Here is a 13,516-nt window from a genome sequence, read left to right on the forward strand (position 1 = left end):
GCCCGCCTGCCTGAGTTCGCGTTCGTCACATTACTTCGCTTGCTTCAAAGATGACGCATATAGGGGCGGCGGTCGAGGGGCAGCGGCGTCAAGAACGGCCAGCTGCACCCAGAGCAGCGCCAGCCAGCCGCCGTAGACGGCCACACCGAGGGGATAGGCCAGCAGCGTATAGCTCATGCCGAAGGCCAGATAGCAGATTGGCAGCAGCGTGCCCGCCACGCAGAGCGCGCGGCGAGTGGGGTCCGGCGCGCGCAGGCCGGGCAGGAAGCGCCAGAGCGGCACTGCGTAGGCCAGCAGCACCGCGATAAGCCCCAGCAGGCCGTGGCGGACCCAGGCATCCAGCAGATCGTGATGGGCGTGCCAGAAGCGCTCGCTGCCCTCGGGCAGGCGCCCCTGCGCCACCAGCGCCTGCATGGCCGGGCGATAGCCGGTGGGCCCCACCCCCGGCAGCGGACGCTCGGCGATCAGCCACGCAGCGCCCCGGTACATCTCAAGGCGCGCCCCCACCGAGCCGGTGGACTCCCCCGCCCGGTAGGCGGCGACCTCCTTCAGGGCGAGCCCGACCCGCCGCTGGACCCCGGTGCCCGGCCAGGCGTAGAGGCCGGCGAGCAGCAGCACGAGGAGGGCGACGATGCCCGCATGGCGCAGCCGCCAGGCGCGGCGCGGCACCGCCGCGGCGAACACGCCGGCCGCGAGCGGCAGCGCCAGCCAGCCGCCGCGGGAGCCCGATACCGCCGAGGCGAGCAGCCCTCCCAGGGCACCGGCGGCAAGAAATGAGAGCCACAGGGTGCGGCGCGGCCGGCGCCAGGCCCAGCACAACCCCGCCAGGCAGAGCAGACCGGCCAGCAGGGCGATATTGCCGTAAAGGATGGCGTTGACCTCCCACAGCCCCCGCACCCGACCATGTCCTTCCTCCCAGCGCAGCCAGGCGCCGGTGACGCCGCTGCCCACCCCGGCCAGCACCAGGCCGCCCCACAGCCAGGTAATTCTCGGTCGCAAGGCATGAAGGCCGCGCAGCGCCAATATGCAACAGAGCGCCATCAGCACGACTGGCCATACCCGGGAGAGCCCGCCGTGCCAGAGGCCCGAGACGACCAGCGCCGCGGCCAGCGTCAGCAGCATCAGCAGGAGGGGCGCGTCCTGGCGCTTACCTGACCCCTCTGCCCTCCCCGCCTGCCAGCGAACCACGCCCACCACGGCAAGTAGGCCGATCGCCAGCCAGTGCCCTTGTGGCAGCAGCAGGGGGCCGGCCAACAGCAGCCCCACGGCAAGGGCGCGCCAGCAGAGGGAAAGGCTCACCGCATGGCGCCTCGGCGTGCCAGGCGCAGGCGTCCGCCTCGGCTCATAGCCGCGACACCCAGGCGTCCACGGCATCGCGCAGGCGCTGGTGCACCAAAGCAAACATCTCCTCGGACTGGCGGTAGGGGTCTGGAATCTCCCGCGCCCCGGGCAGCCAGTGCCCCAGCAGCAGGGTCTTGCCGAGCGCGGCGGGAACGAGATCCGCCACGGCGCGGCGCTGCCCCTCGCTCATCACCAGCACCAGGTCCGCCTCGGCCAGCAGCTCGGTCGTGAGCTGGCGGGCCCGATGCCCCGCCATCATGAGCCCCTCAATCTCGGCCAGGCGGGCGGCGCTGGGCTCCACGCCATGCCCCACCAGGGCACCGAGGCCGGCGGAGCTCACCTCCCGCCCCGGCAGGCGGGCGCGAAGCATCGCCGCCGCCACCGGGCTGCGGCAGATATTGCCGGTACAGACCACCAGGATGCGCTGGAACATGCCGCCCTCCCTCAGGCGCTCTCCCCCTCGGGGGCGGCAACCGGGCACTCGCTGCCCAGCGTCACCTCCAGGGGATGGCCGGCCTCCCGGGCCCAGGCCAGCAGGGTCTCGCGCAGGGCGCGCTGGGCCTCGGCCTCGCCGTGCACCAGGCGGATATGCCGGGGCGGCTCGCGCATGCGGCGCACGAAGTTGAGCAGGTCGCGGCGATCGGCGTGGGCCGAGTAGCCGGAGACAGTCTCCACCCGGGCGCGGATGTCGATGCGCTCGCCATCCAGCTCCACCCAGCCGCCGCGGGGCCCGTAGCGCTGGATATCGCGCCCCGGAGTGCCGCTGCCCTGGTAGCCGGTGAAGAGCACGCAGTGGCGCTCGTCGGGGAGCATCCGCTTGAGGTAGTTGACCACCCGCCCGCCGCTGACCATGCCGCTGGCGGCGATCACCACCGCCGGCCGGCCGCTCTCGGCCAGATAGGCCAGGGTGCGCTCGTGCTCCTCGTGGGAGCTAACGGTATAAAGGTTCTCGAAGCTGAGCGGGTGGCGCCCCGCCCGCAGCCGCCGGTGGGCCTCGGCGTCCCACCACGGCTTGAGCTCGCGGTAGACCTCGGTGAAGCGCGCCGCCAGGGGCGAATCGACGATGATCTCCAGCGACCGCCAGCGCGCACTTTTCGCCTGGTGGATCAGGGTCTCCAGCTCGTAGAGCAACTCCTGGGTACGGCCGATGCTGAAGGCGGGGATCACCACGCTGCCGCCATTGGCCAGCGCCCGATCGATGGCGGCCTTGAGCCGGCCGCGCCGGTGGCGGCGATCCTCGTGTTCGCGGTCGCCGTAGGTGCTCTCCAGCACCAGGGTGTCGCAGCGCCAGGGCGGCTTCGGTGCGGGCAGCAGCGGCGCATGGGGGGCGCCCAGGTCGCCGGAGAAGAGGGTGCGGTGGGCGCGGCCGCTGGCCCGCTCGAGGGTGTCCACCTCCACGTAGGCGGAGCCGAGGATATGCCCGGCGCGCTTGAGCCTGACGCGCACCCGGTGGCGGGCATCGTCGACCAGGGTGTGCCAGTCGCCGTAGTCCAGCGCCACCAGGCGCCCCTCCACCTCGGCCAGGAAGCGCTCGATCAGCGCCCGGTCGCGGGTGAAGCCGATCTTCAGGGCATCCTCGATCACCAGCGGCAGCAGCCGGCGTGAGGGCAGCGAGCAGAGGATCGGCCCCCGCCACCCCGCCGCCAGCAGGTAGGGCAGCCGGCCGATATGGTCGATATGCACGTGGGTGACCACCAGCGCCAGCACGTCCTCCACCGGGAAGCGCACCTGGAGCTGCTCGAAGCCGTCGAGCCGATCGGCGTCCTGGCCCTGGAAGAGCCCGCAATCGACCAGCAGGGCGCGGTCCTCGGCGATCTGCAGCCGATGGCAGCTGCCGGTCACGCCGCTGGCGCCGCCGTGATGGAGGAGCAGTGGATAGGGGGTCATGCGCACGGCCTCCCTGCCGAGGGTCGTCGTTTCACTATAGCCGCTGCAGCGTTCGGCAACCCCGCCGGGCGGCTTCGCCGCCATTCGTCGAAGCGTCGAACCGCCGGCGGAGCCGATCTCCTACCAAGGCTGTTGCTACTGGTGGGAGCCACGCTTTGCGGGGCGGCCCAGGGAGGAGGCGCTTTTTTAGAAATATTTTTCACATATGCTTGCCTACGACCTTGGTCGCAGATAGTATATGTGGAAATACTTTCCGAAAATTGAGACCCCAGGAGGTTTCCCCATGACCACCGAGCGCATCCCCACCATATGGGACCAGCCCCTCCCCCGCGCCAAGCGCGAGAGCGAGCAGCGCAGCGCCAACACCGAGCGCTTCCTGACCATCTGGAGCCGCCCGCTCGCCAGGCTGCCCAAGGCCGGCGCCTGATCGACGTCAGGCGGACCATCAACAGAGCAGCGCCGCGGCAATTGCCGCGGCGCACTCGTTGTGGCGCATGGGATCACTCCTTTCGCGCCAGGCTGTCGCGGATCTCGCGCAGCAGCAGGATATCCTCCGGCGGGGCGGCGGGCTCCGCGGGCGCCTCGGCCTGCTGGCGGCGCAGGCGGTTGATGCCCTTCACCAGCATGAACACCGCAAAGGCCACGATCAGGAAGCTGATCACGTTGTTGACGAACACCCCGACGTTGATGGTCACCGCCCCCGCCGCCGTGGCGTCGGCCAGGGTCGCATAGGGCCCCTCGCCCTTGAGCACCAGGAAGATGTCGGAGAAGTCGACGCCGCCCATCAAGAGCCCGATCGGCGGCATCAGCACGTCATTGACCAGGCTCGAGACGATGGTCCCGAAGGCCCCGCCGATGATGATGCCCACCGCCATGTCCACCACGTTGCCGCGCACGGCAAATTCCTTGAACTCCTTGAACATCGCTTCGCCCTCCCCGAACCATGGACAAGACCATCGTCCTCCGGCGCCCACGGCGCCGGTACCGGCCAGGCCGGTCGAATGAAGTGTAGTTCGGGTTCATGGTGAGAAATGGCCAAACGCAGCAGGCCGCCGATCGGGGATCGGCGGCCTGCTCGGTGCCTGCGATACCCGGCCGATGGCCGGGCCACACGGCTTACTTGGCGGCGTTAGCGGCGCTGACGGCCTTGGCGGCGGGCTGTGTGGCCGCCTTGACGCCTTCCTGGGCGCTGGCCTGGGCCTGCTCGACGCTGCCCTCGGTCAGCTTCTGGCTCTCCTGCACGAACTGCTGCTGCAGGGCCACCACCTTCTCGGCGTCGCCCTTCAGGCGCGCGGCCAGCTCCTGGGCGACCTGCTGCTGGCCTTCCATGAAGCCCTTCAGGCCCTCGGCGTCCTTGACGGATGCCAGGCTGCGCAGCTGGGCCACGCTAGCCTCGGCATAGGCGCGAGAGGCCTCGAGCTGGGCGTTGATCAGCTTCTCGCCGAGATCGACGGAGAGCGCGGCGAAGGCGCGGGCCGGGGAGAAGAACAGCGACTCGAGCTGAGCGGTGTCGAACGGCTTGGCGTTGAAGGCGAATGCGTTGGTCATGAGGTAGTACTCCGATTCGGTGTGTCTGGAACGGAGCCTTGCTATCAGTGTTCTGCAAGAAACGCCCCGCGATGCTGCATCGCACAATAACAGGCTTCATTGTGCAGCGCAACATGACTATCCCGCTACGCTCGTTCGTCGCGGTCCAGCACCCCATAGCACTTGATCCAGTGACGCAACCGGCGCAGTCCAAGGCGCTGAGGCTATCCTATGTCTCCAGGAAGACAACTCTCCCCCCGCCTAGAAAGCTCCGTCATCGGTACGAAAATCGCCCTCCAAAAGGTTGAAGGCGCGTGGTCCAGCGCTGGGCGGACGGGGGTGGGGAGGGCTAGAATGGCAGGATGATGCCGATCCTACGCAGCGAGCGCCCATGAACGACTATCGCAGCCCACCGAGCGCCCCTCCTCTTGACACCCCACTACAGAGCACCCGCCACGACCCCGCGGCGGGCCTGCGCGGCCTGGCGCGGCGACTGGTGGCGGACGAGCGGATCAGCCACGCCGCCGCGGTGCGCGCTGAGGAGGAGGCCCGCGAGGGCGAGGTGTCGCTGCTGGAGCACGTGATCGATACCGGGCTGGTCTCCGCCCGCCAGGCCACCCTCTCGGCGGCTTGGGAGTATGGCTTGCCGATGATGGATCTCGACGCCATCCGCCCGGAGACGCTGCCCCGCGCCGACGCCTTCCCCGAAAAGATCCTGCGCAAGCTCAAGGTGCTGCCGCTGATGCAGCGCGGCCACCGGCTCACCGTGGCGGTGCCCTACCCCTCTACGCTTGCCCTGCTCGACGAGCTGCAGTTCGCCACCGGCCTCACTCCGGAGGGGGTGCTGGCCCCGGTGGACCAGCTCGGCCCGGTGTTGGAGGCCTATCTCGCCTCCAGTGAGAAGAGCATGCTCGATGAGCTCAAGGGGGTGGACGATGCCATCGGCGAGCTGGGCTTCGCCGGCGAGGAGGAGGCCAGCGGCGAGGTAGACGTGCAGGCGGCCGCGAGTGCGGCCAGCGAAGACGCGCCGATCATCAAGTTCGTCAACAAGATCCTGCTCGACGCCATCCACCGCGGCGCCTCGGACATCCACTTCGAGCCCTACGAAACCAGTTACCGGGTGCGCTTTCGCATCGACGGCATGCTGCATGACGTGGCCCACCCGCCCTTCGCCATGCGTACCCGTATCGCGGCGCGCCTGAAGGTGATGTCGAGGCTCGATATCTCGGAGCGCCGCCTGCCCCAGGACGGCGCCATCAAGCTCCGGCTCTCGAAGACCCGCTCCATCGATTTTCGCGTCAACTCGCTGCCCACGGTGTTCGGCGAGAAGATCGTGCTGCGGATCCTCGACCCCGCCTCGGCCCAGCTTGGCATCGAGCAGCTCGGCTTCACGCCAGAGCAACGCGCCATGTACGAGACGGTGCTGGACCAGCCCCAGGGCATGGTTCTCGTCACTGGCCCCACCGGCAGTGGCAAGACGGTGACCCTCTACACCGGCATCAATATCCTCAATGAGGTGGAGCGCAACATCTGCACCGCCGAGGACCCGGTGGAGATCAAGGTGCCCGGGGTCAACCAGGTCAACGTGATCCCCAAGATCGGCCTGGACTTCGCCAGCGCCCTGCGTGCCTTCCTGCGCCAGGACCCGGACGTGGTGATGGTGGGCGAGATCCGCGACCTGGAGACCGCCGAGATCGCGGTGAAGGCCTCCCAGACCGGCCACCTGGTGCTCTCCACCGTGCACACCAACTCCGCTGCGGAGACCCTCACCCGCCTGGCCAACATGGGCCTGGCGCCGTTCAATATCGCCAGTTCCGTGAGTCTGATCATCGCCCAGCGCCTGGCGCGCAAGCTCTGCAAGCACTGCAAGCAGCCGGCGGACCTGCCCCACGAGGCCCTGGCCGCCCAAGGCTTCACGGAGGAGGAGATCGGCCAGGCCACTTTCTTCGAGCCGGTGGGCTGCAAGCACTGCACCAAGGGCTTCAAGGGGCGGGTGGGCATCTATGAGGTGGTGCCGATCAGCCACGCCATGAGTCAATTGATCATGAAGAATGGCAATTCCATGGAGTTCAGCGACCTGGCCCGCCAGGAGGGCTATCCGGACCTGCGCAGAAGCGGCCTCATGAAGGCGATGCAGGGGGTGACCAGCCTGGCCGAGATCAACAGGGTGACCAAAGACTAGCGAGTCGGCCGCCAGAGTCGACCACCATCACAGGGAATGAAGGGATACCACTATGGCCACAGCACGGAAATTGCGCCCCACCAAGGAGATCAAGCTCTACCGCTGGCGCTGGACAGGCAAGGGCCCCGGCGGGCGCAAGGTGGGGGGTGAGATCGTCGCCGCCCAGAAGGGCGAGGTGGAGAAGATCCTCGCCGGCCAGAACATCATCATCAAGAACGTGCGGCGGAAAAGTGGCTTCGGCGGCGGCATGGGCAAGATCAAGCCCCGCGACATCATGCTCTTCGCACGCCAGATGGCCACCATGATCCGTGCTGGGGTGCCGGTGCTGCAGGCCTTCCAGGTGGTGGCGGAAAGCATCAAGAAGCCGGCCATGAGCGGCCTGGTGCAGGAGCTGATGAACGACGTGGCCGCCGGCGCCTCGTTTTCCGATGCGCTGAAGCGTCACCCCCAGCACTTCGATCGACTGTTTGCCAACCTGGTGGAAGCCGGCGAGCAGTCGGGCTCGCTGGACCGAATGCTCGACCGCGTGGCCACCTATAAGGAGAAGATCGAGCTGCTCAAGGGGCGCGTGAAGAAGGCGCTCTGGTACCCAGCGGCGGTGATCGCAGTGGGCATCGGGGTCACCGCCCTGCTGCTGATCAAGGTGGTGCCACAGTTCGAGAGCCTATTCCAGGGCTTCGGCGCGGAGCTGCCGGCCATGACCCGCATGACCATTGCCATGTCCGAGTTCGCCCAGGCCTACTGGTGGTGGGGGGTGCTGGGGGTGGCCGCCCTGATCTTCTTCATCCGCACCGGCATGAAGAAGTCCGAGGCCTTCGCCTACCGCATGCACGCCTTTGCCTTGAAGGTGCCGGTACTGGGGGAGATCCTCGATAAATCCGCGGTAGCGCGCTACTCGCGAACCCTGGCCACCACCTTCGGCGCCGGCGTGCCCCTGGTGGAGGCGCTGGACACCGCCGCCGGCGCCACCGGCAACAAGGTCTACGAGCGCGCGGTGGCGCAGATCCGCGAGGACGTGGCCACCGGCCAGCAGCTCAACTTTGCCATGCGCATGACCGAGCAGTTCCCGCCGCTGGCGGTGCAGATGGTCGGCATCGGGGAGGAGTCCGGCGCGCTGGACGCCATGCTCAACCGGGTGGCGGACTACTACGAGGAGGAGGTCGACAACATGGTCGACACCCTCACCTCCCTTCTGGAGCCCTTCATCATCGTGGTGCTGGGCGTGCTGGTGGGCGGGCTCGTCATCTCCATGTACCTGCCGATCTTCGAGCTGGGCAGCGTGATCTAACCCGATAAGGACGTCGTTTTGCTGGACTTACCCCCTTCCCTGCTCTGGCCACTGGCGGCTTTTGTCGGCCTGTGCCTGGGCAGCTTCCTCAACGTGGTGATCGTGCGCCTGCCGGTGATGCTGATGCTGGGCTGGCGGGCCGAGGCCCGCGAGGCGCTGGAGCTGCCCGCCGAGGAGCGGGCCCGCTTCAACCTGGCCACGCCGCGCTCGATGTGCCCGAGCTGCGAGACCCCCATCGCCTGGCACGACAACCTGCCGGTGCTGGGCTGGCTCAAACGCCGCGGGCGTTGCGCGAACTGCGATGCGGCCATCAGCCCCCAATATCCGCTGGTGGAGCTGGCCGGCGGGGCGCTGACGCTTGCAGTGGTGGCGCTGTTCGGGCCGAGCTGGCAGGGGCTCTTCGTGCTGGGGGCCTGCCTGGCGCTGCTCGCCATGGCGGTGATCGACCTGCGCACCCAGCTCCTTCCGGACATCCTCACCCTGCCGCTGCTGTGGGCGGGGCTTCTCTACCAGCTGCTGTTCCAGCCGCTACTGCTTTCGAGCGCGGTGATCGGCGCCATGGCGGGGTATCTCGTGCTGTGGAGCTTCTACTGGGCGTTCAAGCTGATCACCGGCAAGGAGGGCATGGGCTACGGCGACTTCAAGCTGCTGGCGGCACTGGGCGCCTGGATGGGCTGGCAATACCTGCCGCTGCTGCTGATCCTCTCCGCGGGGATCGGCGCCATCATCGGCATCCTGGTGCAGCTGGCGGTGCCGCGGCTGCGCGGCGCCCCCATGCCCTTCGGGCCCTATCTGGCCCTGGCGGGCTGGGTGGCGCTGCTGGCCGGGGAGCCGCTGATGGCGGCCTATGGGCGATTCTTCCTGCTCTGACCCCTACATCCCCTTGGGGGCGAAGATGCCGGGGGCGTTGCGCCAATAGCCCTTGTAGTCCATGCCGAAGCCGAAGACGTAGCGGTCTGCGACCTCGAGGCTGCAGTAGTCGGCCTTGAGGTCGGGCACCGCCTTGCGGTCGTGCAGCTTGTCGACCAGCACCGCGGTGGAGATGCTGGCGGCACCGGCCTCGCGGCAGTAGTCGAGGATGGCGGCGAGGGTGGCGCCCTCATCGAGGATATCGTCGACGATCACCACGTGGCGGCCAGCCATGGGCACCTCCGGGGAGACGCGCCAGAACAGCTCGCCGCCACGGGTGCCGCCGCGGTAGCGGGTGGCGTGCAGGTAGTCCACCTCCAGCGGGAAGCCGAGGCGCGGCAACAGGTGGCCGGTGGTGATCAGGCCGCCGTTCATCACGCAGTAGAAGACCGGCAGCTTCTCGCCCAGGTCGCGGGTGATCTCGTCGGCCATGCGGTCCAGGGCGCGCTCCACGGCCTCCTGGGTGATCAGGCAGTCGGCGTTGTCCATCACCTCGCGCATGTCGGCGAGGGACTGGTGAAAATCGGCATCGAGTTTGGGCATTGCGGTGGCTCGTGGTCGAAGGGTGTCGGAAGTTGAAACTTGAACTCAGGCCAGGGCCTCGAGGTGGGCGTGGACTCGGCGCCAGCGGGAGAGCGCGGTGAGGCTTGCAAGCGCCGGGCGAGCGCGGGCGTAGCGCAGCCGGGTGAGGCGGCTGGCCCCTGGGCGCTCGCGGCAGGCCTCGATCACCTCCAGCGCCGCGGTGCGGTCGTTGCAGACCAGCAGCATGTCGCAGCCAGCGTCCAGGGCGGCCAGCGCCCGCTCGGCGGGGCTGCCGGCGCTGGCGGCACCGGCCATGCTCAGGTCGTCGGAGAAGATCACGCCCTTGAAGCCGAGGCTCTGGCGCAGCATGCCGAGCCAGGCGGGCGAGAAGCCGGCGGGGCGCGGGTCGAAGGCGGAGTAGACCACGTGCGCCGGCATCACGCCGTCGAGGCGGCCGGCCAGGCGGGTGAAGGGCACGAGGTCGCGCTCGCGCAGGGCCTCGAGCGGGCGCGGGTCCACGGGCAGTTCATGGTGGGAGTCCGCCGCCACGCCGCCGTGGCCGGGGAAGTGCTTGCCCACGGCGACCATACCGGCCTCGTGGAGGCCGTCGACGAAGGCGCCGGCCAGGGCGGCGACGACCTCGGGGTCGGCGGAGAAGCTGCGGTCGCCGATCACCAACGAGGTGCCGTCGTCGACGTCGAGCACCGGGGCGAAGCTGAGGTCCAGCCCGCAGGCGGCCATCTCCATGCCCAGCAGCCAGCCGGCGTCCTGGCAGAGCCGCCGGGACACCTCGGGATGCTCGCGAAAGCCCGCGCCCAGGCGCGCCATGGCCGGCAGCCGGGTGACCCCCTGGCGTAGCCGCTGCACGCGGCCACCCTCCTGGTCGATGGCCAGCAGGAGCTCCGGGCGCACCGCGCGGATGGCGCGGGAGAGCGCGCAGACCTGCTCGGCCGATTCGGTGTTGCGGGCGAAGAGGATCACTCCGCCCACCTCGGGGCGCGCCAGCAGCCGGCGCTCCTCTGCGGTGAGGGCGGTGCCTTCCAGGTCAAGCATCACCGGACCGAGCTGGGTCATGTTCGCTTCCTTGGCTTCTTGCAAGCAGAGATTCTTCGAAGACAGACGTGAAAGGGGCCAGATTCTAGGGCAAAGCCGGCGGGAGTGACAGATACGCCTGAGCCGCCAGCCTCACAGGGCGGCTCAGGCGAGATGGCCGGCCGCTCAGGCCTGGTCTGCCTGCTCCACCTGGCCTACCTGGGGCGCCGGCAGCGGGGCCTGCATGGCGGCCACCACCACCGGACGCAGGCGGCGGATCAGGTCACGCACGGTGACGTGCTCCCCATAATCCTTCTCGGCGATATCGCGCAGGGCGTCAAGGCCGGAAAGGGTGAAGATCACGGTGCCGAGCACGAAGTGCAGGCGCCAGAAGCGTTCGGCGTCGGGCAGCTCGGGGGTGGCCTGGCGCACCAGCTCGGTGAAGCGGGTGAAGACGCTGCCGTACTCCTCCTGGATGTAGCGGCGCAGATGGCCCTGGGCCTGGCTGTAGGCGAGCCCCAGCAGGCGCATGAAGACCTTGAGGCTGTTGCGCTCGGCGGGCACCTCCAGCACGCTGCGCGCCATGGTCTCGAGCAGCTCCTCGAGGGGGATCACCTCATCGCCGTAGTGCGCCTGGAGCTCGTCCAGGGCGCGATGGAAGCGCTCGGTGAAGGGGTCGAGGTAGCGGGAGAACACCGCCTGGATCAGCGACTTCTTGGAGCCGAAATGGTAGTTCACCGCGGCCAGGTTGACCCTGGCCTTGCTGGTGATGGTGCGCAGCGAGGTCTCGGCGAAGCCGCGCTCGGCGAACAGCACCTCGGCGGTATCGAGGATGCGGGTGACGGTGTCGGTCTGGGCCATCGGAGGAGTCCCGGTAATAAACGGCTGTTTCAAACGTGGCTGGATTGTACGCCAGCCCTGGGCTTAAGCTCAATGTCGCCAGGGCTGAGTCGTTTTAAACAGTTTGTTCTATCGACAGCACCGGGCGTGCGCACAACCCGAATTACTGGATGGAACAACATGCTGTATACTTGATCACTGACGCATCCACCCAGTCGCCGCTTTCCGCTTCGGAGGTCGCATGGCACGCCCCCTCACCCAGCGCCAGCAGAACGTCTATGACTTCATCGTCAAGACCATCCAGGAGCTCGGCTATCCCCCCACCCGGGCCGAGATCGCCCGGGCCCTGGGCTTCCGCTCGCCCAACGCCGCCGAGGAGCACCTGCGCGCCCTCGAGAAGAAGGGCGCTATCCGCATGATCGCCGGCACCTCCCGGGGCATCCGTCTGCCCGCCCAGGAGCAGGAAGCCCCCGCCGAGGGCGATGCCCCGCAGGGGCTGCCGATCATCGGCGAGGTGGCCGCGGGCAGCCCGATACTGGCCGCCGAGCATATCGACCGCTACTGCCCCCTGCCTCCGGAGTACTTCACGCCCCGCGCCGACTACCTGCTGCGGGTGCGCGGCCTCTCCATGAAGGATGTCGGCATCCTCGAGGGCGACCTGCTCGCCGTGCACCGCACCGAGAAGGTGCGCGACGGTCAGATCGTGGTGGCGCGCCTGGAGGAAGAGGTGACGGTCAAACGCTTCTCGCGTCGCGGCCACGTGGTCACCCTGACCGCCGAGAACCCCGAGTTCGCCCCCATCGAGGTGGACCTGCGCCATCAGGCGCTGGAGATCGAGGGCATCGGGGTGGGCGTGATCCGCGGCGGCAGCGGCCAGGCGCTGGGCTAGGCATTCCCCGAGCCCGTGCCGTGAGAAAGATCCTCCACGCCGACTGCGACTGCTTCTTCGCGGCGGTGGAGATGCGCGACAACCCGGCGCTTGCCGAGGTGCCGCTGGCCATCGGCGGCAGCCCCGAGCGGCGCGGGGTGATCGCCACCTGCAACTACCCCGCCCGGGCCTTCGGCATCCACTCGGCGATGCCCACCGCCCGGGCACTGCGCCTCTGCCCCCACCTCACCCTGCTGCCCGGCAACTTCGACAAGTACCGCGAGGTGTCGCGACAGATCCAGGCGATCTTCCATGAGCTCACCCCCCTGGTGGAGCCCCTCTCCCTGGACGAAGCCTTCCTCGATGTCAGCGCGGTGGAACGCTTCTCCGGCAGCGCCACCTGGATGGCCCGCTGGCTCAAGCAGGAGTGCCTGGCGCGCACCGGCATCACCCTCTCGGTGGGGGTGGCCCCCAACAAGTTCCTGGCCAAGATCGCCAGTGACTGGGAGAAGCCCGACGGACTCACGGTGATCACCCCGGAGCGCCTGGAGGCCTTTCTCGCCGCGCTGCCGGTGAAGAAGCTCCACGGGGTGGGCCCCGCCACCGGGGCGCGCCTGGCGGCCAGGGGCATCACCACCTGCGCAGCCCTGCGCGAGGTGCCGCTGGAGCGGCTCTTGGAGGCCTTCGGCAAGTTCGGCAAGCGGCTCTACGAGCTCGCACGGGGCATCGACGAGCGCCCGGTGCGCCTGGAGCGCGAGCGCAAGTCGATCAGCGTGGAGACCACCTTCGCCCGGGACCTGCCGGATCTCGCCAGCTGCCGCGAGGCCCTGGCCCCGCTCTGCGAGCGCCTCGAGGAGCGCCTGGCCCGCCACGGCCACCCGCCGCTGGCCGGGCTGGTGGTAAAGGTGCGCTTCGACGATTTCGGCCTGACCACCCTGGAGAGCCGCGGCCTGACCCCCTCCCCCGCCAGCTACCAGGGCCTGCTGGAGCAGGCCTGGGAGCGCCGCCGCCGCCCGGTGCGCCTGCTCGGCGTCGGCGCCCGCCTGCTGCCGGAGGCCGAGCGGCGCCAGCTGGTGCTGAGTCTCTAGCACGAGGCAAGGCCATCGCGCTGGATCTGCGC

At 68.9% G+C, this 13,516-nt stretch carries 14 protein-coding genes; 6 read left to right on the forward strand and 8 right to left on the reverse strand.

The features are described from left to right. Positions 1-30: 30 nt before the first annotated feature. From D1793_RS00105 to D1793_RS00115, 3 genes are read right to left on the reverse strand one after another with little or no spacing between them, the layout of a single operon-like run. Positions 31-1,299 (reverse strand): O-antigen ligase family protein, encoded by a 1,269-nt coding sequence (locus tag D1793_RS00105; protein ID WP_162899867.1) that lies wholly within the window; start codon positions 1,297-1,299, stop codon positions 31-33. A 43-nt stretch (positions 1,300-1,342) separates the two neighbouring features. Further along, positions 1,343-1,774, reverse strand: coding sequence for a low molecular weight protein-tyrosine-phosphatase (locus D1793_RS00110; protein WP_119020342.1), 432 nt, complete (start codon positions 1,772-1,774; stop codon positions 1,343-1,345). An 11-nt stretch (positions 1,775-1,785) separates the two neighbouring features. After that, positions 1,786-3,228, reverse strand: coding sequence for an MBL fold metallo-hydrolase (locus D1793_RS00115; protein WP_119020343.1), 1,443 nt, complete (start codon positions 3,226-3,228; stop codon positions 1,786-1,788). Between the two features lie 283 nt (positions 3,229-3,511). On the opposite strand from D1793_RS00115, the gene D1793_RS19305 reads away from it, so the two are divergent. Continuing rightward, entirely contained in the window at positions 3,512-3,655 is a 144-nt protein-coding gene (locus D1793_RS19305) for a hypothetical protein (RefSeq protein WP_162899868.1), read from the forward strand. A gap of 73 nt (positions 3,656-3,728) precedes the next feature. On the opposite strand, the gene mscL is transcribed toward D1793_RS19305, so the two are convergent. After that, positions 3,729-4,151 carry a large conductance mechanosensitive channel protein MscL gene (gene mscL, locus D1793_RS00120; RefSeq protein WP_119020344.1) on the reverse strand — a complete coding sequence of 141 codons (423 nt, stop codon included), beginning with the start codon at positions 4,149-4,151 and terminating at the stop codon, positions 3,729-3,731. A gap of 193 nt (positions 4,152-4,344) precedes the next feature. After that, positions 4,345-4,776: a phasin family protein gene (locus D1793_RS00125; RefSeq protein ID WP_119020345.1), complete on the reverse strand. Its 432-nt coding sequence runs from the start codon at positions 4,774-4,776 to the stop codon at positions 4,345-4,347. 370 nt (positions 4,777-5,146) lie between these two features. Here D1793_RS00125 and pilB point away from each other — a divergent pair, with 370 nt between their 5' ends. Genes pilB through D1793_RS00140 form a run of 3 tightly spaced genes read left to right on the forward strand, consistent with a single transcriptional unit; the run spans position 5,147 to position 9,095 of the window. After that, a complete protein-coding gene (pilB, locus tag D1793_RS00130; RefSeq protein WP_119020346.1) occupies positions 5,147-6,937 on the forward strand; it encodes a type IV-A pilus assembly ATPase PilB in 1,791 nt (596 codons plus the stop codon). A 52-nt stretch (positions 6,938-6,989) separates the two neighbouring features. Next, entirely contained in the window at positions 6,990-8,225 is a 1,236-nt protein-coding gene (locus tag D1793_RS00135) for a type II secretion system F family protein (protein WP_119020347.1), read from the forward strand. A 21-nt stretch (positions 8,226-8,246) separates the two neighbouring features. After that, the gene (locus D1793_RS00140) at positions 8,247-9,095 is read left to right on the forward strand and encodes an A24 family peptidase (RefSeq protein WP_119023510.1); all 849 of its coding nucleotides are present in this window, start codon (positions 8,247-8,249) and stop codon (positions 9,093-9,095) included. Positions 9,096-9,098: 3 nt separating this feature from the next. On the opposite strand, the gene D1793_RS00145 is transcribed toward D1793_RS00140, so the two are convergent. The 3 genes from D1793_RS00145 to D1793_RS00155 form a co-directional block, all read right to left on the reverse strand. Further along, positions 9,099-9,677: a hypoxanthine-guanine phosphoribosyltransferase gene (locus D1793_RS00145; RefSeq protein WP_119020348.1), complete on the reverse strand. Its 579-nt coding sequence runs from the start codon at positions 9,675-9,677 to the stop codon at positions 9,099-9,101. Positions 9,678-9,722: 45 nt separating this feature from the next. Continuing rightward, positions 9,723-10,730, reverse strand: coding sequence for a beta-N-acetylhexosaminidase (nagZ, locus tag D1793_RS00150; protein WP_119020349.1), 1,008 nt, complete (start codon positions 10,728-10,730; stop codon positions 9,723-9,725). A gap of 144 nt (positions 10,731-10,874) precedes the next feature. Continuing rightward, entirely contained in the window at positions 10,875-11,549 is a 675-nt protein-coding gene (locus D1793_RS00155; RefSeq protein WP_119020350.1) for a TetR/AcrR family transcriptional regulator, read from the reverse strand. 220 nt (positions 11,550-11,769) lie between these two features. Between D1793_RS00155 and lexA the strand changes: the two genes are divergently transcribed. After that, entirely contained in the window at positions 11,770-12,417 is a 648-nt protein-coding gene (lexA, locus tag D1793_RS00160) for a transcriptional repressor LexA (protein WP_119020351.1), read from the forward strand. A 20-nt stretch (positions 12,418-12,437) separates the two neighbouring features. Beyond that, positions 12,438-13,484 (forward strand): DNA polymerase IV, encoded by a 1,047-nt coding sequence (gene dinB / locus D1793_RS00165; RefSeq protein WP_119020352.1) that lies wholly within the window; start codon positions 12,438-12,440, stop codon positions 13,482-13,484. Positions 13,485-13,516 lie beyond the last annotated feature (32 nt).

The sequence above is a fragment of the Halomonas sp. JS92-SW72 genome, from assembly GCF_003547075.1.
Taxonomy (GTDB): Bacteria; Pseudomonadota; Gammaproteobacteria; order Pseudomonadales; family Halomonadaceae; genus Halomonas; species Halomonas alkalicola.